Origin of the sequence: Anabaena sp. 90, assembly GCF_000312705.1 — a bacterium.
GTDB classification, from domain to species: domain Bacteria; phylum Cyanobacteriota; class Cyanobacteriia; order Cyanobacteriales; family Nostocaceae; genus Dolichospermum; species Dolichospermum lemmermannii.
Map to the genome: position 1 here is coordinate 1,182,934 of NC_019427.1, position 19,507 is coordinate 1,202,440.

20 protein-coding genes, 1 tRNA gene and 2 pseudogenes are annotated in these 19,507 nt (G+C 37.3%); 7 read left to right on the forward strand and 16 right to left on the reverse strand.

Annotated elements, in window-relative coordinates:
• Positions 1 to 84: 84 nt before the first annotated feature.
• Positions 85 to 1,443: an NAD(P)/FAD-dependent oxidoreductase gene (locus ANA_RS05150; protein ID WP_015078996.1), complete on the reverse strand. Its 1,359-nt coding sequence runs from the start codon at positions 1,441 to 1,443 to the stop codon at positions 85 to 87.
• Between the two features lie 220 nt (positions 1,444 to 1,663).
• On the opposite strand from ANA_RS05150, the gene ilvC reads away from it, so the two are divergent.
• Both ilvC and ANA_RS05160 read left to right on the forward strand, forming a co-directional pair.
• Positions 1,664 to 2,659: a ketol-acid reductoisomerase gene (gene ilvC / locus ANA_RS05155; protein ID WP_015078997.1), complete on the forward strand. Its 996-nt coding sequence runs from the start codon at positions 1,664 to 1,666 to the stop codon at positions 2,657 to 2,659.
• Between the two features lie 375 nt (positions 2,660 to 3,034).
• Positions 3,035 to 3,520, forward strand: a complete 486-nt coding sequence (locus tag ANA_RS05160; RefSeq protein WP_015078998.1) for a hypothetical protein — start codon at positions 3,035 to 3,037, stop codon at positions 3,518 to 3,520.
• Positions 3,521 to 3,954: 434 nt separating this feature from the next.
• Here the strand turns inward: ANA_RS05160 and ANA_RS05165 are convergent, their stop codons facing one another.
• Positions 3,955 to 5,346, reverse strand: a complete 1,392-nt coding sequence (locus tag ANA_RS05165) for an amidase (protein WP_015078999.1) — start codon at positions 5,344 to 5,346, stop codon at positions 3,955 to 3,957.
• Between the two features lie 188 nt (positions 5,347 to 5,534).
• Positions 5,535 to 5,607 (reverse strand) — tRNA-His (locus ANA_RS05170).
• Between the two features lie 120 nt (positions 5,608 to 5,727).
• On the opposite strand from ANA_RS05170, the gene ANA_RS05175 reads away from it, so the two are divergent.
• From ANA_RS05175 to cobA, 3 genes are read left to right on the forward strand one after another with little or no spacing between them, the layout of a single operon-like run.
• Positions 5,728 to 6,108, forward strand: coding sequence for a DUF4359 domain-containing protein (locus ANA_RS05175; RefSeq protein WP_015079000.1), 381 nt, complete (start codon positions 5,728 to 5,730; stop codon positions 6,106 to 6,108).
• Entirely contained in the window at positions 6,092 to 6,904 is an 813-nt protein-coding gene (locus ANA_RS05180) for a sirohydrochlorin chelatase (RefSeq protein ID WP_015079001.1), read from the forward strand. The genes ANA_RS05175 and ANA_RS05180 overlap by 17 nt, the downstream gene beginning before the upstream one ends.
• Positions 6,897 to 7,652, forward strand: a complete 756-nt coding sequence (gene cobA, locus ANA_RS05185; RefSeq protein ID WP_015079002.1) for a uroporphyrinogen-III C-methyltransferase — start codon at positions 6,897 to 6,899, stop codon at positions 7,650 to 7,652. Before ANA_RS05180 ends, cobA begins: the two co-directional genes overlap by 8 nt.
• Before the next feature lie 204 nt (positions 7,653 to 7,856).
• Here cobA and ANA_RS05190 read toward each other — a convergent pair whose 3' ends face one another.
• The 13 genes and pseudogenes from ANA_RS05190 to ANA_RS05245 all read right to left on the reverse strand — a co-directional run bounded on the left by ANA_RS05190 (position 7,857) and on the right by ANA_RS05245 (position 17,204).
• Entirely contained in the window at positions 7,857 to 8,669 is an 813-nt protein-coding gene (locus tag ANA_RS05190; protein WP_015079003.1) for an Rpn family recombination-promoting nuclease/putative transposase, read from the reverse strand.
• Between the two features lie 79 nt (positions 8,670 to 8,748).
• Complete coding sequence (locus ANA_RS05195; RefSeq protein WP_015079004.1) at positions 8,749 to 9,174, reverse strand: type II toxin-antitoxin system VapC family toxin; 426 nt, start codon at positions 9,172 to 9,174, stop codon at positions 8,749 to 8,751.
• On the reverse strand, positions 9,161 to 9,400 hold the full coding sequence (locus tag ANA_RS05200; protein ID WP_015079005.1) for a hypothetical protein: 240 nt from the start codon (positions 9,398 to 9,400) through the stop codon (positions 9,161 to 9,163). Before ANA_RS05200 ends, ANA_RS05195 begins: the two co-directional genes overlap by 14 nt.
• A gap of 202 nt (positions 9,401 to 9,602) precedes the next feature.
• Positions 9,603 to 10,531: pseudogene (locus ANA_RS05205) on the reverse strand (IS982 family transposase).
• Positions 10,532 to 11,050: 519 nt separating this feature from the next.
• Entirely contained in the window at positions 11,051 to 11,410 is a 360-nt protein-coding gene (locus ANA_RS05210; RefSeq protein WP_015079006.1) for a DUF5615 family PIN-like protein, read from the reverse strand.
• Positions 11,411 to 11,452: 42 nt separating this feature from the next.
• Complete coding sequence (locus ANA_RS05215; RefSeq protein WP_015079007.1) at positions 11,453 to 11,770, reverse strand: DUF433 domain-containing protein; 318 nt, start codon at positions 11,768 to 11,770, stop codon at positions 11,453 to 11,455.
• 321 nt (positions 11,771 to 12,091) lie between these two features.
• A complete protein-coding gene (locus ANA_RS05220) occupies positions 12,092 to 13,108 on the reverse strand; it encodes an adenine-specific methyltransferase EcoRI family protein (protein WP_015079008.1) in 1,017 nt (338 codons plus the stop codon).
• A gap of 12 nt (positions 13,109 to 13,120) precedes the next feature.
• Complete coding sequence (locus tag ANA_RS05225; RefSeq protein WP_015079009.1) at positions 13,121 to 13,957, reverse strand: EcoRI family type II restriction endonuclease; 837 nt, start codon at positions 13,955 to 13,957, stop codon at positions 13,121 to 13,123.
• A 318-nt stretch (positions 13,958 to 14,275) separates the two neighbouring features.
• A pseudogene (locus ANA_RS27370) lies at positions 14,276 to 14,512 on the reverse strand (site-specific integrase); the annotation flags it as partial.
• A 9-nt stretch (positions 14,513 to 14,521) separates the two neighbouring features.
• A complete protein-coding gene (locus ANA_RS05230) occupies positions 14,522 to 15,106 on the reverse strand; it encodes a Uma2 family endonuclease (RefSeq protein ID WP_015079010.1) in 585 nt (194 codons plus the stop codon).
• Between the two features lie 196 nt (positions 15,107 to 15,302).
• A complete protein-coding gene (locus ANA_RS05235; protein WP_015079011.1) occupies positions 15,303 to 15,695 on the reverse strand; it encodes a type II toxin-antitoxin system death-on-curing family toxin in 393 nt (130 codons plus the stop codon).
• Positions 15,692 to 15,916 carry an AbrB/MazE/SpoVT family DNA-binding domain-containing protein gene (locus ANA_RS05240; RefSeq protein WP_015079012.1) on the reverse strand — a complete coding sequence of 75 codons (225 nt, stop codon included), beginning with the start codon at positions 15,914 to 15,916 and terminating at the stop codon, positions 15,692 to 15,694. The genes ANA_RS05235 and ANA_RS05240 overlap by 4 nt, the downstream gene beginning before the upstream one ends.
• A gap of 247 nt (positions 15,917 to 16,163) precedes the next feature.
• On the reverse strand, positions 16,164 to 17,204 hold the full coding sequence (locus ANA_RS05245; protein ID WP_015079013.1) for a response regulator: 1,041 nt from the start codon (positions 17,202 to 17,204) through the stop codon (positions 16,164 to 16,166).
• 226 nt (positions 17,205 to 17,430) lie between these two features.
• Between ANA_RS05245 and ANA_RS05250 the strand changes: the two genes are divergently transcribed.
• The gene (locus ANA_RS05250) at positions 17,431 to 18,366 is read left to right on the forward strand and encodes an RluA family pseudouridine synthase (protein ID WP_015079014.1); all 936 of its coding nucleotides are present in this window, start codon (positions 17,431 to 17,433) and stop codon (positions 18,364 to 18,366) included.
• Between the two features lie 617 nt (positions 18,367 to 18,983).
• Complete coding sequence (locus tag ANA_RS05255; RefSeq protein ID WP_015079015.1) at positions 18,984 to 19,505, forward strand: phycocyanin subunit beta; 522 nt, start codon at positions 18,984 to 18,986, stop codon at positions 19,503 to 19,505.
• Positions 19,506 to 19,507: the final 2 nt, after the last annotated feature.

The following is a 19,507-nucleotide window of genomic DNA, read 5'->3' on the forward strand; positions in this document are numbered from 1 at the left end:
AGGCAGTTTTTTAATAATAATGAGGGAATATGGGAGGCAGAGCCTCTAGAGGGCATTCCCAGTCAGAGACTGGGAACGAGGGAACTACACATTCAACGGCTTTTTGGTGACAATTGGCGTGTGATTATCACTATTTGCAATTGGTACAGGGGCAATAGTTTCCTTACCTGTAATTAATCTCGCGCCACGATTGCGGGTAAAATAACTCCACAACCATTGAATCATCACAACTAACTTATTATCAAATTCAATCAAGAAGTAGATATGAATAAATAACCAAACAAACCACGCAAAGAAACCTCTGAGTTTGATAAATCCTAAATCAACAACTGCGGCGTGTTGCCCAATCATTGCTAAACTACCTCTATCCACATATTTGAATGGACGTAATGTTTCACCTTTCAACCGTTTTTGAATGAGTTTAGCCACATATTCGCCTTCCTGCATGGCGACTGGTGCAACTCCCGGTAAAGGTTTATCATTTTGATGGGCAAAATTTGCTAAGTCACCAACTACGAAAATGTTGGGAAATCCTTTAATACTTAGGTCTGGTTCAACCATAACACGACCAGCGCGATCGCTCTCAACTCCCGTCTTCTCTGTCAAAACTTTCCCCATTGGTGAGGCTTTCACACCCGCAGCCCACAACACGGTTTTTGCTGCAATTTCTTTAACATCATCACCTTGCTTAATCGTCACAATATCATTTTCAATATGTGTAACTAAGGTTTTGGTTTGCACATCCACACCCAAAGCTTTTAAAGATGCTTCCGCTGTGTGAGATAATTCCGGTGCAAAAGGGGGAAGAATCCGATCTAAACCTTCTAACAATAAAACTCTGGTTTCTGCGGTGTCAATGTTGCGGAAATCTTCTGTCAGGGTTTTAGTTGCCAATTCAGCGATCGCTCCCGCCAATTCTACCCCAGTTGGACCACCACCAACAATTACAAAAGTTAACAAAGCTTGGCGTTTTACCGGATCACTTTCGCTTTCAGCCGCTTCAAATGCTGAAAATATCCGCCGACGCATCTCAATGGCATCTTCTACAGTCTTTAAACCCGGTGCAAACTCTTCCCAGTTATCCTTCCCAAAATAGGAATGCTTCGCCCCTGTAGCCACAATTAAAGTATCGTAGGGGACAGATTCCGCGCCTACCATCACATTTTGGGCGGTAGTGTCAATATCATTCACCTCACCCAACAGCACCTTTGTATTTTTGCTCTTGCTGAGAACAGACCGCAAGGGAGAGGAAATATCCGCTGGGGACAAAGAACCTGTAGCGACTTGGTACAGCAGTGGTTGAAAGAGATGAAAATTGCGTTTATCAATCAGCGTGATTTGCACATTGGCTTTAGCCATAGACTTAGCGGCATACAATCCACCGAAGCCACCACCAATAATCACGACTTGATGAACCGGTTTCTTGTCAGATAGATCAACCATAAAAAATATTTCCTTCCATTACAGGGCTGTAACTATTCTTAACAAATTTGTATCAAAATTATCACAATTATTTCTGTTTATCTTGAACTTCTGAAAAAAAAATAAAAGTATCTACAGATCCCCGACTTCTCAAAGAAGTCGGGGATCTGATAGTCCGATTTGCGATACAATCGTAAGTCTGCCAATTTCATGACAGCCTTTATAAACAGGAGATGCTTCTATGGCACGTATGTATTATGATGAAGATGCTAATTTAGACCTTTTAAAAGGTAAAACCGTTGCTATTATTGGTTATGGTTCTCAAGGTCATGCTCACGCGCTGAATCTTAAAGATAGCGGTGTTAATGTCATTGTGGGATTATATCCCGGCAGTAAGTCCACAGCTAAGGCCGAAGCTGCTGGCTTGACTGTAAAAAATGTTGCTGATGCGGCCAAAGCTGCTGATTTCATCATGATTTTATTACCTGATGAAGTCCAAAAAACAATTTACAAAAACGAAATTGAACCCAATTTAGAAGCTGGAAACGTTTTAGCTTTTGCACATGGTTTTAATATCCATTTTGCACAGGTTGTACCTCCTGCTGATGTTGATGTCGTCATGGTTGCACCTAAAGGCCCTGGACATTTAGTGCGTCGTACTTATGAACAAGGACAAGGTGTACCTGCGTTATTTGCAGTTTATCAAGATGCCACTGGTCATGCCCGCGATCGCGCTATGGCTTATGCTAAAGGTGTTGGTGGTACACGTGCCGGTATTTTGGAAACTACTTTCCGGGAAGAAACCGAAACCGATTTGTTTGGGGAACAAGCAGTATTGTGTGGTGGTTTGAGTGCTTTAATCAAAGCCGGTTTTGAAACTTTAGTAGAAGCAGGTTATCAACCAGAACTCGCTTATTTTGAATGTCTGCACGAAGTCAAATTAATTGTGGATTTGGTGGTAGAAGGTGGTTTAGCGACAATGCGTGATAGTATTTCTAATACTGCCGAATATGGTGATTATACTCGCGGTCCTCGCGTTGTTACCGCCCAAACTAAAGCGGAAATGAAGAAGATTCTCAGCGAAATTCAATCTGGACAATTTGCGCGGGAATTTGTCTTAGAAAACCAAGCTGGTAAACCTGGTTTTACTGCTATGCGTCGTCAAGAAGCTGAACATCCTATTGAGGCTGTTGGTAAGGATTTACGTGCCATGTTTAGCTGGTTAAAGAAAGCGTAGTCCAATTTTGGATTTTAGATTTTAGATTTTGGATTTGAGAGACGGAAATTTCGTGTCTCTCAAATTTAATTTTTGCAAAAATTAAAATATTGTATCTATAACAGGCAATGCCCATCTTATAGGCATACAAAATCACATCTTCAATAATCATGTAGAAAGCTAAAAAATCGGTTATTTCATTTGCATAAAATCTCTGAGTAATGAAATGATAGAGTTATAATTGAGTTACCAAATTATTACAGTTGCTGAGAAATATTATTGGTGTGGGCTGTTATTGAAATAGGATGAAATTAGTAACGCAACATGATCAAGGATTTTGGTGCGCTACGCTATCATGATTCTACAGCCAATGGAATAATCTCTGGAGTGTAGAAAATGGAATCTCTAATTTCAACTTTCACCCAAAATTTAGATTTTTCCGAATCGGAAATAACAGCAATACTTTCCACACCGTTAAATGAGGTACTAAATTCACCGGCTCTGAAACAAGAATTAGACAGTTTAGATATTAGCTTACTCAAAAAAACCTTACCTACAGCCGGTGCGGTATTGGCTGAACATTTACCACTTTTTTATGATTGGCTAAAAAACGAGTTAGGAGTTGAGCGTGTTCCCGACAGTCCAGATCATACAACAAAATGGGTGGTTGGTTTTCTCAATAATCAAGAAAGTATCAATCACTTAGTTGAATTACATCGTCCCGTACCCCACGCAGCTTTAGAACAAGCTGTTCCCCGGTTGGTGGGTTTATTTGATGGTGTGGAAGATGTGAAAGTGCGTCAAGAATGGGAAAAAGCAGTTGCCGCACTTTGTTTAGTTTTAGTAGTAGATGCCCGTGAACAGGAAAAACTGGCTAATTAATTGGAATTTATAGTCCGAATCAGGATTATTAAGATTAAATGATTAATAGGATTTAGTATGCAGATATTTGCAAACTTTCTGTTTTTCAGATTATTTCTCTGTCTGAATCAGGATGCTCAGGATTGAAGGATTAACAGGATTCAATATGCAGATATTTGCAAACTTTCTGTTTTTCAGATTATTTCTCTGTCTGAATCAGGATGCTCAGGATTGAAGGATTAACAGGATTCAATATGCAGATATTTGCAAACTTTCTGTTTTTCAGATTATTTCTCTGTCTGAATCAGGATGCTCAGGATTGAAGGATTAACAGGATTCAATATGCAGATATTTGCAAACTTTCTGTTTTTCAGATTATTTCAAGAATAACAATCCTGTAAATCTCTAAATCCTGTAAATCCTGATTCAGACATTTTATAAATCCTGATTTTGACTTAAAGTGCTGGACGATGTTGAATCCAAGGGTTAGCGGCTTCTAATTGCGCTGCTAAACTAATTAAGGTAGACTCAGCCGCAGGTTTACCAATTAACTGTACACTTAGGGGTAAACCATGACTATCGAAACCGACAGGAAGGGCGATCGCAGGTAATCCGGTAGCATTTGCAACAGGACAAGGCGCGACCCAATGGGCAATTTTGGCAAATGTTTCTTCCGCACTCAAATCTGCCCATTCACCGACGCGAATGGGAGAATGGAGATAAACTGGTAATACCAATACATCTACAGTATCAAAAAATGCGATAATTTGCCGGGAGACAATTTGCATTTGGGAAAGTGCTTGCAGATATTCAGCTACAGAACCATTTTTTGCTAATAACCATTGGTTTAAAGGCTGTAAGGCTGGCGAAGGAATTCCTGCTGCTGCTATTCCAGCTTGCCAAACTACTATAAATGGTTCAATTAAACTACTAAAATCTGGGTATTTTTCCTCAACTTGATGTCCAAATTGTGCTAATAACCCGACGGTTTTTAATACTCCTTGTTTACAGTTAGCGTCAGCTTCTCCAAAGGGCAGAATACTGGTACTAAAGGCAATTTTCAGACTATCTAATTTGACTTGAGTTGCAGAGAGAAATGATGGTTGCGGATTTGGTAGCCAATAAGGATCACCTGTGACATAGCCAGAGATCACATCTAACATAGCCGCTGCATCAGCCACTGTGCGGGCAAGGGGACCATCCACCGCAATGCCCCCCAAGCGATCGCCTACAGGGGCTTTAGAGACCCTGCCTCTGGCTGGTTTGATGCCAACAACACCACAGCAAGCCGCCGGACCACGCACTGAACCACCACCATCTGAACCTTGGGCAATTGCACTTAATCCCGCTGCTACTGATGATGCGGCACCACCACTAGAACCACCAGGAGTATAGCCTAAATTCCAAGGGTTTCTCGCTGGGGGAAATCCCGCAGGTTCACTGTAAGGATAAGAACCTAATTCCGAAGTTGCGGTTTTACCAAGAATAATAAAACCAGCTTGTTTAATTCTGGTAACTACACCATCATCATGATTGGCAATATTATTTAACAGTGCCGAATTTCCGTAAGTACAAGTAACACCCGCAACCGCACTTAAGTCTTTAATGGAAATTGGTACACCAAAAAATGGCGGTAATTCTGAAGTCGTTGTCAGTAATTCTGTTTTGTTTTTAGCATCAGCAATGGCTAAATCTGCCGTGACTGTAAAATAACTTCCCAGTTGGGGATTTAAGCGTTCGATTCTTTCTAAATATACTTCCACCAACTCTAGAGGTGACACTTCCCGCAGACGGATTAATTGCGCTAACTCTAAAGCTGGGGTAAAAGCTAAATCATTGTTATTCATAGATATAAATTTGCCAACTTCACTTGTGACTTTAGCAGGATTTTTGAGAATTATCGCTATTGGACTTATTGCAAGAATCGGAAAAGTTGACAGGAAAATACTCTCCTTTTCCCGAATTCTACAAAAGGTCTAATTCGTGTTTTTATACTTTACAACAACTCTGAACTTACAGAGTCATAATTTAATAGGGCGAACGATGGGGATCGAACCCACGAATGGTGGTACCACAAACCACTGCCTTAACCACTTGGCTACGCTCGCCATTCACTCTGTGAGTATAGCATTACCTCCAGAAAATAATCAAGCTTTTTTTAGCAGAAATTAGATAATTTTCTTGGTAGTGTTTAAAAGACTAATAAATATACCAGTTCAGGCTAGAATATGAAACCTTTGACTATTCTTATATGTGTAGGAGCAGCGAGCGTTACCGTCCTGGGAGCAATTATGGCGAAAACTAACCCCAATCAGGGTGAATATGAACAATATGCCGTTCAAAAGCTGACAACATATTTAGAAGCTGATGTCTGTCACAAAACACCAAGTTTCTTGGAAAAATTAATCAAAGTTAATTGTCAAGAATTGCTTCAATCCGCCACACCACACATCAAAGAACTGATTACCACCACAACTAACCGACAAGACTATATAATCTTTAGTATTTACCGCACGGAAATCAAACTTGATTCTTGGATACCAGGATACAAATTTGAAACAGTGGGAGCATTGAATCAATTTTATACTTACAATGCTGAAGAAAAATAAATTAGCATCTTTCTCCTGTGTTTCTCAGTCCCCCAGTCCCCAATCCCCAAATATGCAAATTAATAAAATTACAGCTTATCTTTTAGTGTCTCATGGGAGTCGTGATCCTCGTCCAGATATTGCTATGCAGCAATTAGCGGGAATGTTAAGTGAGATATTACCCCAAGGTGAAAATTTCGTAGGTGTTGCTACCCTAGAGGCTAATATCCAACCTTTACACCTGCAAATTCAAGATTTTGCTCATCGTGTTCAGGCTTTTGGTTGTCAAAGGGTGCAAATTATCCCCCTATTTTTGTTACCGGGATTTCATGTCATGACTGATATTCCCGCAGAAATCGCCCTTGCAGAACAGGCTATAACTGAAGGAATGACAATAGAATTGCGTCCTTATATTGGTAGTTATCCTGGTTTAGAAAAGTTTTTCGCGGGGATGATGACTACGATTAAAGCAGATGTATCTATTATTTTGGCTCATGGTAGCCGACGGGCTGGTTCTCATACCCCTGTGGAAAATATAGCAGCTACGGTGGACGCAGTTACAGCTTATTGGTCTGTCCCTCCCAGTTTAGAAGTCAGAGTACAGGAATTGATAGCCGCTGGTTATGGACGAATTGCGATTTTCCCCTATTTTTTATTTACAGGTGGGATAACTGATGCGATCGCTCTGGCAGTAGAAACGCTAAAATTACAATTTCCATCAGTCAGTTTTCAACTCGCACAACCATTAGGAACAAGTCGAGAATTTGCGAATTTAATCGAGAATTTCATCAAAGAAGAGGACAAAGTTTTTGGGTAAAGTTTATTTAGTTGGTGCTGGACCTGGAGATCCTGGACTCATGACTCTCAAAGGAAAGGGTTTATTAGCCTGTGCAGATGTGGTTATTTATGATGCTTTGGTAAGTCCAGAAGTGCTGGAAATGATCAATCCTGAAGCAGAAAAAATCAATGCGGGTAAACGCATGGGTAGACATTCACTGTTACAGGAAGTCACTACCCAATTACTGATTGAGAAAGCGGAGAATAATGCCATAGTTGTTCGGCTTAAAGGTGGTGATCCTTTTATCTTCGGTCGTGGTGGTGAAGAAATGGCGGAATTAGTAGCCGCCGGGATTTCCGTGGAAGTTGTGCCAGGGATTACATCAGGAATCGCCGCAGCGGCCTATGCTGGTATTCCTTTAACCCATCGTCTTTATAGTTCTTCTGTTACTTTTGTAACTGGGCATGAATCCGCCGGTAAGTATAAACCCCAGGTAAATTGGCAAGCCATAGCGCACGGTTCGGAAACTATCGTAATTTATATGGGTATTCACAATTTACCCTACATTATTGAACAGTTTACTCTAGCTGGGTTGAGTTTAGATACACCTATTGCTTTAATTCGCTGGGGAACTCGGCCAGAACAGGAAGAATTAATTGGTGAATTGGGGACAATTGTAGAACAAGTGGAAGCAAAGGGATTTCTTGCACCGGCAATAGCTGTAATTGGTGCAGTCGTTAAAATGCACGGTATATTATCTGATTCTGTACAGGAAAAGTTTGGTTAGGGTTAGAGGTTGTTTGATAGCGAAGCGTGGCGTTAGCCATAAAGTATCAGATGAAACCCATAATCTCCAAAAACCTAACCCCCCTGCCCCCCTTCCCTACCAGGGAATGGGGTTTTCAAAGCCTCTCCCCGCGTCGGGGAGAGGTTTGGAGAGGGGTCAATTTATACATTCAAAACTTTTCAAACATCCTCTTACACATCCTTTTTATTTGTCCTTTGTGTTGATATTCTGTTGTTGAATAATCTCGCTAATTTCTGCCAAACTTAAATTTAAAACCTGTGCGATTTGTTCTCTAGTTAAACCCAATGCTATCAAACCAGGAACTGCGTCTAACTTGGCTTTGTGTTCACCTTCTTCTATTCCCTCTTCTTTTGCTTCTTGATAAAATCGGGTTTGTTTTAACTCACTTAATCCAAACATGGCTTCTATTTCCTCCCTATTCATTCTTGGAAACTTGTAAATTAAAATTGTCTCGATGATTTGTAATACTTGTTGCTGTTGCAGTTGAGAATCTATTTCTTGTTTAGTTCTGGTGATTAATTCTCTAGCTTGGGTAATGGAATTATCTGGGTTAGCGATGATTAGTTTTATTGTAGCAATACCAATGGGTAAAGATGTTGTTTCTGCTAATTCATCGAGATAAATAACTCTAACTCGTTGACTCGTAAAAAATTCCTGATAATGCTGAATATCTTGTGTATCTATGCTGCGGGTTGGATAGATAACTACAGCACTCCAGTGATTTTTGGGGTTGTTTTGGCGAATGTAAAGAAATATTTCGCTAAAAAGTCTATGGTAGAGATCCTTGTCTGATTGAAATTGTACTTCTAAAAAGTAGATGGGGTTATCTGTATTTTGGTTAGGTAAGAAAACTCCATCTATTCTCAAGGCTGTTTGTTTGACTTCAACTGATGAAAATTGATAAAGTTCGGCTAGTTGGGGAGAGTTACCAATCAGTTCAAAAAATATACTAGGTATTTCTTGAAACAATCGGTAAAATATGCTGTCTGTTTTCATTTTAAAAAGGTTTATTACATTTTATTAATGCAGCCTACAGGATTAGCGATCGCTTCATGTTCGAGATGTAGGTACTAAGTCATAAAAACTCATGAAATAGGTTATCAAAGGGTTCTGTATTTTTCCAGCGATAGGTGTTAAAGTCTCGATAATCAACTGATAAAATTTGTCCATGACCTAATTCTTCTGCCAGAATAACGAGAGAGGCATCGGCTAAATCCATCGGTAAATCTTTATATTTTTCCATTAGTTCTTCAATACGCTGGCAATGATGTTGTTTGAGATCAAATATTTGTAGCTTTCCTGTGGAAATTTTATTAATAAAGATTTTTGGAGCATCTATTCCTACTCTTTTTTCTAATAGATAGCACGTTTCTGTGACGACACACCAGGTTGTAATAAATTTCTGATTAGCTAAATCTTGAAATCGTTTTTTGGCGGATATATGAACTGCATCTTTTTTATTAGCAAGAGCTAACCAAAAGCCTGTATCAACTATGATCATATTTTTGATTAAGTTCACGGTCTAAGTAGTTTTTATGGTTTTTAGAGAGGTCTGTTTCAGCTCCTATGCAACCGATAAAATCTGACCAGTCTTGCAAGGAATTTTCTGAGGATTTCTGTTGATTCTGAAGGTAGCGTTTTTTTAGGACTTCTACGAGTTCGACTATGATTTGTTGTGCATCGGGAGGAAGAGACGCAATATCTTGTTGAATTGTATTTAAGTTCATAATTTGATTTTGGTGTTTCCCTGATTATAGTTTAGCAACAAATGTTTTTACTAAACCACCTGAGTTCGATATAAATAATCATCCTGAAAACTAATTATATCAGGCTTTTCTCAATTAGCAATGATTGTTGACAATAAATAAACAAGAGAAAACAATCCAAAATTGAATATTTTGGACTCATAATTTAATTGCATGAAAATAATTAAATTAATAAAGCTGGTAGAGAAGTTACTTCATGTTTATCTAATTTTAAATAAGGTTTTTTATCTTGCCAAGTATAAGCAATTAAACCAGTGGTCGGTGAGCGAAGCCGAACCGCAATAATATTAACCATAAAATTAGAAATACTGCGATGACGAGAATGAACAACTTGGGAAATATTTTGATAGCCTGCGTGGCGTAGCCATAGTTGGTCGTTGACAGTTTCGATTAAAGCTCTTTTTCTTAACATAAATTTTTCCCACAATTCAACTAATTTATTCTTCATATTCTTCTTAAAAGGAGTAATTAATTTCACATCATTTTCCAATAGTTTCTGAAATAAACTTTTAGAAATATATCCTTTATCTCCAAAAAGTCTTCCCCATAAATTTTGTGCCAAAGTAGGAACTGGTTTCCGGTCATCAACATTTCCGGGAGTAACTTGAAAAGCTAATAATTCGCCTTGTTCATTAATAATTAAATGAAGTTTAAATCCAAAGTACCAATCCACAGAACTCTTGCCCCAGCCCGATAAGCCACGGAAAACTTTATTTCTTTTTGCTCTTTTATTATGACAAATATACCCATGCTGTCAATAAAAGAGATGCCACTACATTGACCTTTTCGACTATTAAGATAACAAATTAAAGGCAGTAAAGCATCAGGCATTAATTCAACAAAGCGATTATAACTCACTAAAGATGGAAAATATCTGTGGTAGTTTGTTAAAATGCTTTTTTGATAATAGTCCTGAAAATTACGATAACTTGATTGGTGAAAATGAACAATAATAGTCATGACTTCACTTAAACATAAGCGACTTTTTCTTTTTCTTTTTTGTGACTGGCTCGAAATTAGTTCTGAGTTCAATTTTGCTTCAAAATCCCAACAGAAATCATCTATTGCACAAAATAATTGTTCTAATTCCATTGTCCATTTTCCTTGCTCAAACAACTACTTTATTCTTAAATCTTTGGTGCAATCTTGAGAATGATTAATAATGTTATTTAATGGTTTTTAAGAAAAATTTACAATTTATATTATTTATTCCCAATCAATTGTCAACAACCGAAAATTATTGACAACCGCTAAAAATTTATTTAATCCTGAAACTCTTTCCAGTCAACACTTGTAAGTTATTCTCTTACGTCGAACTCAGGTAGGTTCAGCATAACAGCTTCGCCATCAGGGGCGCGAACGGATATTGAAAAAACACCAACGATATGGAGCAACGCCCCAAAAAGTTATTAGAGCCGGTGTAAGATGTTATCGCCCTTTCAGTTAATTTATAGTTTTCAGTTCTTTTTTAGATATTATATCGTTAATGTTGGGTTTCGTTCCTCAACCCAACCTACAAGATCAGCGATCACACTCAGGTTTTATTTGGAACTTCAATTAGTCAAAAATCGTAGGTTGGGTTAAGCGATCGCGCAACCCAACATTTTAATTTTAATCTTCACCATTTCTACCATACTCTTGTACGAAAAAAATCTGTCCGACTGCTTTTATATTTTGCTTCATAACCCGCAACAAACGATTCTCTAAGGTTCGACTATCCTCATCCAAAAAATCAATTATTGTCTTGACTTTCCCCGCATAATCACGATCGTGTTTAAAAATAATCATGCCAGCATGATTTGGTGCAGTGCGATGTAGATCGATAAAATCTTGGCGATTTTCCGTAATCAAAATGCGACCTGTCGCTGTGGCATACTGCAAAACAACATCGTCAGGAATCCCTTGATTTGCTTGACCTGCTTCGTAGGAAGTTAATACATCGTGTCCCTCCGATCTGAGTAAGTTTACCATTGCGATCGGAAAATTTTCATGTTTTGTAAAATTGTAATGCCATTAAACTAAATCATCTTGGGCAATTTCTTGATCGATTTGTTCGGGATTTTGTTCGTAGTAATGCCAAGCTGCACTTAAATCTTCCGCAGTCAATCCAGGATAATTTGCCAATAATTCTTCATCCGGCGCACCTTGTTGACGATATGATACCAAAGTCCATAGGGGAATTCGTGTATTTCTAATTCGCGCTTGTCCCCCGCAAACTCCAGGTGTAATCTGAATTGGATGTTGCAACATTTGCACGTAATTCAATGCTTGGTCAACTAATTCCTCTGGTAAAGCTGCAATTACTTCGAGCAGTTGAGTCCTCTTATTCATGACAACAAAATCTCTCTCGCTTATTTCATCCTAACTTGAAAATAAGCGATACCACAAAGTGGTTGCCAAGGGCATCGCCAATACTAAAACCGACTAATATTATTATATCAATGTTGGGTTTCGTTCCTCAACCCAACCTACAAGATCTGCGATCGCACTAATATTAGCGATCGCAGTTAATCCCAGTTAAGGAAGCACAAGACAATGGATTTTGAGCGAGATCGCTTTTCCCAAAGATGTTTAACGGTGAAGTTGTAAGGTGCGTTACATTTCATTAACGCACCCTACAGGATCAAGTGAACTGCTTGCAGCAGCGCTTCGCTATCGCACTTGTGGTATTCCTCTATTGTTAGATAATTCAGTCAATATTCGTTTATTCTTGATTAGAATCCTAAAATATGGACATTTTCCATTTATTGACAAATCTTTTTCATCATTCCCTTTTCTAAATTTAATTATTTCAAACTGATCGGGATTGAATTTATGTAGAAATGTTATAGGTACACCCATAAATCCTTTGTAGTCTAATGGTATGTCTTGTGTTTTATTCACATTAATACCATCATAGTTGTCATAATGGGGATATTCAATTTCGTTTCCAAAATATCTCTTTGTGAGAGTAATACCTTCGTGTCGTTTAAAAGTGTCTAAATTAGTTAACCATAGACAATTGTTTGGAGAAACTATTCTATTTCCAGAGCTATCAATCCTAGTCTCTGTGCCATAGAGTTCATAGTGTTCGGGGACAATAAAACCTGAAATACCTCTACCAAGGTTTATTCCTAACCACGCCTTGTTTTCCTTAATTAACTTAAATATTTCTTTATAGGTGATAGCATTAATATTGCCAATTATTAAGAATTTTTTATCGTATTTAATTAATTGAGCCACATACTCCCTAAATAATGAAAATGGAGGATTAGTAACAACAATATCGGATTGCTTTAATAGTTCGATACTTTCAGCACTACGAAAATCGCCATCACCTTTAAAATGAACGATGTCAGTTGAACTTGGTTTAATTCTTTCTCCCTCTACACCTGTATATTCAAAGAAAAAACCATTTTCAACTTCTTCGGTATTAAACAAATCCCTTTCTTGTTTTCTATAACAAGCTGTTATTAATTTTTTAATACCCAATTCTGCGAAATTTGATGCGAAGTAATTAAAAAAATTGCTAATCCGAGCATCATCGCAATTACAAAAAACTACTTTATTTTTAAAATGACTTTTATAATGTTTTAACTCATTTTCTATATCTGAAAGCTGTGTATAAAACTCGTCATTTTTGTTTTGTTTTGCTTTTTTCAACAAAGAGTGCTGTACTTTTCTTGCCATTATCAACCCGTATTATTCGTTATTGGTAATTTGGTTAAATATTTCACTACCTAATGCCTTAAGAGAGGACTTAGACACTTCAATCATAATATCAAACATTTTTTTTGCATCCCATTTTTCTCCATTTCCTTGTGTATAAATTGAAGCTGCTTGAAGCATAATTGTTTTATCATGATGCTTAACAAATTTATTTTTACACAAATTAGTGTTAATTGGCATTCCATAATTTGCAGAGGTCAATCTATCTAATCTATTTAGCATCCCTGAATCATAATCAAGAGTTACCACCCTTCCATCAGGTCTTTTAATTGAAATAGTTTCAGTTAGAAAATTTGACCCTTCCAGAAATAAGATGTAGGGAAAATGGGATTTAGATAGCATAAAATTAGCAATTTCTGATATGTTTTTATGAGATCTTTCTATTGCATTACCAGCAGCCATCAAGTCTTGATTATTATCTGTACCAACTAGTTTTCCTTTGTGGATATTTTCAATGTCTTTCCCTTGATGTTTAGCTTCCGTTACAAGCACCACCCTCCAATTACCGTTATCGTCTTTTACTTGAATTATTCCACCATCAGGTTTAATACGTGAATTTGGCACAAAAAGTGTTTGTCCTAATTGTGAATCAAGTTTCTGTAACGCTTCGTTTATTTCTTTTTTACTTATGCTTGTTTTGTATTTAAAAGATAATTGAGGAAATTCCTTTTCAAGCTGTTTAATTACAAGGCGTGAAATTTGTCCAACTGCTATATCGTGGGACTTTGCTTCCTTTCCAAATATACCAACTACACCTTGAGACTCTTTATGTTGATTCGTTAATCTTTTTGATTGATTTTTTTTAGACATATTGTTTCTTTACTATTACCTCATTTTTACTTAAAACTTTTGGTACTTTGTTCTCTTTATGTATGACTATGTATTATACAAAAATTTTCTGTATAACACTTTTGAATACAGGTATCTAGTAAACATTACAGGCGATTCTTGTCAAGTTATGCAGAATTTGTCTGCATAATACACCCGTGTAATGAGATTATATAGAATTTTTCCGTATATCCCTTGGTATTATCCAGAATTTTTCTGTATAATGTCCTATGGAACAACGTCCTAAAAAACTGCTAGAGCAGGTACAAGATGTGATCAGGCTCAAGCACTATTGGATTGTTAGACATTCTCCAAAAATTTAAACTTTTCCACCTCCAACTTCAACCTTTCATTCTCCATCCTTAACGCCAATATTTCATTTTTCTGCAACTCAATTAACGACTTTTGACTAATTACCTCACCAAAGGCTTTTTTCCTATTTTCCATCCCAAATCATCTTTGATAAGTCTTTGTATGTTCATCAACAGTATGACCTAAATTATCTGCTGCTGCTTTCATCGCTATTCCCTGAAGATTCTGTTATTTTTATCCTGTAACTTTTATCCCTGCTCTAAATTCCCGCAGTGCTTGAGCATGATTTTCTATATTAATACAACCCATCAATAAATCTACATCTAAACTCGGTAAAAGTTGCGATTTACTAACAGCTTCATACCCCTCATTTCCTAAACTATAAAACAATAATTCATCATTAATCCAAAACCAAACTTCAGGAATTTGTAACCGTTTATATGCTTCCAGTTTATCAATTCCTCCACTACTAATAACCACCTCAATCACTAAATCAGGGCGTTTTCTATTCGCTCCCAATTCATAAGATTCATCACCTTCTTTTTTAACTTTTTCAAATTCATTTTCTAAAGTAACAGAACCAGTAGGAGTAAAATCTAATTCCAAAAACTCTAAATAAATTTCTAGTAAAGCCCCAATACGTTCTTTGATAGTTTCGTGTTTTTTCCCTGGCATTTTCCGAATCTCTAAAACTCCATCTAAAAAGGATAACCTTAACCCTGGGCGCTCAATTAGCTGTTCAACAGCTTTAAATTCTCTCCAGGTTAAGTCGCTAATTAAAATTGGTTCTGCTTCTCGTTCAATGAGTGTAGTTATCATAATTTAAACCCAAATTTAGAGATTGAATTTTGCTCAACGGGAGATAATATAAAAACAGAGTCTCATGAAAAACATCATGCAAGCATACAAACTCAAAGGAAAAATTGATCAATCTGGTAACTTGCTGATTACCGAACCCGTGAATTTACCCCCCTGGAAATGTGGAAATAATAGTCTGGTAAACTACAAATACCCTTTAATATTGAATAGAATTTTCCTGAAGCCATTCTGATATGGTTTCTTGACTTTCTTGACCGTTTGCTAGTCGTTCCATTATTAAAACAACTTCCGGTTCTGGAACATCCAACGAATATCCATTTAATTCCAGAAAGATAGCCATTACTACGAAAGCTACCCGTTTATTACCGTCTATAAAAGCATGATTTTTAGCAAATCCATAACCATAAGCCGCTGCTAAATCAAATATACTGGGTGTAGGTTGACCATAAGCAAGTAAATTCTTTGGTCTATCTAAACTAGCTACAAACAAACTGTTATCTCGCACACCTGCAAGACCACCATGCTGTATTAATTGGTCTTCATGTATAGCTGTAACAATTATTTCATCTAACCAGAAAATTCCATTCATTTCCCTAACTCATGAAGTGCATTTCTGTATTTTGTGCTGACTTTTTTGTAGGCTTCCATTGCTTTTTCAAAATCAGGATTACAAGAAGTTATCATAACACCTGCTGGGGTTTCAGTGACAAATACGCTGTCTCCTTCTTGAACTTTAAGTTTTTCCAGGGCTTCTTTAGGTAATGTTAAGCCCAAGGAATTTCCAACTCTACGAATTTTTAAGGTGTACATAAGTTAATAGCTTCTTTATCAGAGTAATACTATTGTAATAACATATTTTATGAACCACCCCATATTAGTTCCTTGAAGATGTGGTTTTTTACTTTAGTCAGTCACTTAGTGATAGATGAAGATTACACTGGATAAATGTAATCCTCAATATTTCCCGATTGTAAGCTGTTACGCAGCTAAATTTGATAACCTTTTATTGATAGGTATTGTCATCCTGTCAGGGTTTATTAACCTGAATACTGAATTTTCACACAATATGTTGAAAAATTATTTTCAGTAAATCTCCTTGGGAAAAAGGCTTTTCTAAATAACCATTAGCTTTCACAAACTTAGCTTTGGCTTTATCTCTTAATCCCATTCTTTCAGTCATCAAAATCACAGGAGTATTTTTATAATGCGTGTGCTTCCGTAATAAAGAACAGATTTCATAGCCATTTAAATTAGGCATTTCTACACTTAGTAAAATTATATCTGGCTGCGCTCGCAGAATTTCCATTAAAGCTTGGGAAGAATCCATGAATTTCAGCACAGAAAATATTTGCTCATCTAAAAAATTTTCCACAGCATTTAATATGCTATAATCATCGTCCACACCCAAAATACTGTATTTCTTTCTAGCAGTAACTTGAGGGTTAATCGGCTGATTTATATGTGGTTCAGAATCAACTTGCTCAGAATTATTTTTGGGTAATTGCTCCTGAGATGTGCTATGTAAATTTGACTGATAATGATTTTCAAAATTCAAATTTTCCTGAACATCAACCTTTACCCCTGATTGAGATTGTTCCACTAAAGTTCTTAAATTCAAATGACAAAATTTAGGCAGATTATCTAAAAAAGTATGAGGAACAAATTCATAACTGCCATATTCTAAATTCAGTAATGGTTGTAAAACCTCCAGCGCCAATTTTTCAATCAGCAAAGCAGCCTGGACGTGACTAATATATTTTTGATCAACTAACCAACAAATTGCTAAGTAATCTGGATTGGGGATTGATTGATTCTCAATATCTTTTTCAAAAATCATCCGTACCTGTTCGTTGATACCCATAGGAAGAGTAGAAATTTGCTGACTTAATTGCTGTAAATTTCGGTAAAGAGGTTCAAACATTTCCTCAGAGTAACCAGCGTAAATTAACTTACCCTGATCCATATATATTGACCATGCACCCGACTCGCTAAAGACTTGTAAACAACCAGTAAAAGAATTATTAGTAATCTTCTTTAATAAAGTAATTGGTTGTAGCTTTTGGAAAAATCTATATCTACTAATCGGAATTGTATTCATACTCTGAGATTGATCATTAAAATTTTCTCTCATGATCATTTAATTACTGGATTTTACAAAGGTTTTAAATTCTAATTCTTGAATTCTTACTTTTAGGTTACTATAGATTTTTTAGAGAAATAAAAAAGTATGTTAAACATAATATGAAAAAATGAAGTCTAGAGGTTTGACCCGAACACCTCTAATTTTTAAGCTCAATGTTTCTTAAATCACCCAATACCTAATCGTGTCTGCAATTAATAATATCCAAGTTACCGAAAATAGCGATCGCCTAGATCGTTACCTATCCCAAGAGTTATCAGATTTATCCCGTTCTCGCATCCAGCAGTTAATAGAACAGGGTCATGTCCAAATTAATAATCTCATCTGCACATCTAAGAAGATTAACCTGAAAACAGGCGATCTCATTACCCTCGAAATTCCCACCGTTCAACCTTTAGCAATAAGCGCCGAGAATATTCCTCTAGACATCCTCTATGAAGACGACGAGTTAATTATTATCAATAAACCCGCCGGTTTGGTTGTTCACCCCGCACCAGGCCATCCTGACGGAACTTTAGTTAATGCTATCTTGGCACACTGTCCCAATTTACCGGGAATTGGTGGCATTCAGCGTCCGGGAATTGTCCATCGTTTGGACAAGGATACAACGGGAGCGATTGCGATCGCTAAAACAGACCTGGCTTATCAACATCTACAAGCACAACTACAAGCAAAAACCGCCAGAAGAGAATATTTAGGTTTAATTTACGGAGTCCCCAAAACAGAAACCGGAAGCATAGACTTACCCATTGGTCGCAATCCCCAGGACCGCAAAAGAATGGCCATTGTTTCTATAGAAGATGGTGGACGTAATGCTGTCACCCATTGGCGAGTAAAAGAACGCTTTGGAAATTACACATTAATTCACTTTCAACTAGAAACAGGCCGGACCCATCAAATTCGCGTCCACAGTGCCAAAATGGGTCATCCTCTCGTTGGCGACCCCATTTATAGTTCTGGTCATTCCCTCGGCGTAAATTTGCCAGGACAAGCATTACACGCTTGGAAACTCCAGCTACAACATCCCGTTGCTGGAAATTTGGTGGAAGTGACAGCACCCCTTCCCCGCAGCTTTGCAACTTTACTGGAAGTGTTGCGCCGTCGTAGTGGTCTTTATTAAGAATTTCTGCAAAAATAGCCATTTATTCTCAATTTGTGAATATAGCTTTTTTAGTATTTATATCCCCCCTGGGGGGAAAAAGTAGCAGGTTTTCCAAATATTTAAGAATGTAAATTTAACAATTCTTAACAAAACTTAGCTAAAACTTATACAACAAAAAACTGCTGTAATCCATTTATGATAGTGAGTTTCTGGAAAATTAAAACAATCTTTAACTGCTGAATATTGCGATTGTTGTCAAAAAATGTAAAGTTGTGCAACAAAAATATTGACTTTTTATCAGATGTAATCCTTGTATATAAAGGATTTGAGCTAGTTTGTAGGCGATGATCTTATTTATTCATAATTTGTAACAAATAATGGCTCTATGGCATTGTATAAACATAAACTGTAGGGGTTAAACAACAGGAGAAAGTTGAAAAAAGCAGGCAATTCAGCAGGTTTGCCAGTTTCTCAAAAAATTCCCCTTGACTCTCATAATTTCTGGTTTGTAAACTGTAAACTAGTAGATGAGAGGACAGAATGAGAGACGCTTTGATTTGACTCCGTTGCGAACAGATCCAAATTAGTTTTAATTTAGACATCTCTCAACTAAGTAATTTAGGAGATTAGAGTCCATGACATTAGATGTATTTTCCAAAGTTGTTTCCCAAGCTGACGCTAGAGGCGAATTCCTCAGCACCGAACAACTAGATGCTTTAACCGCAGTTGTAGCTTCCGGCAGCAAGCGTTTAGATGTTGTTAACCGCATTACCAGCAACGCTTCCGCTATCGTTACCAACGCGGCTCGTTCTTTGTTTGAAGAACAACCCAACTTGATCGCTCCTGGTGGAAACGCTTACACCAACCGTCGTATGGCTGCTTGTCTCCGCGACATGGAAATCATTTTACGCTATGTAACCTACGCAGCGATCGCTGGTGATGCTAGTGTTCTTGATGACCGTTGCTTAAATGGTTTGCGCGAAACATACCAAGCTTTGGGTACTCCTGGTTCTTCCGTAGCAGTTGGTGTTGGTAAAATGAAAGAAGCAGCGATCGCTATCGTTAACGATCCTAACGGTATCACCAAAGGTGATTGCAGTTCTTTGGTTTCTGAAGTTGCAAGCTACTTCGACCGCGCTGCGGCTGCTGTTGCCTAACA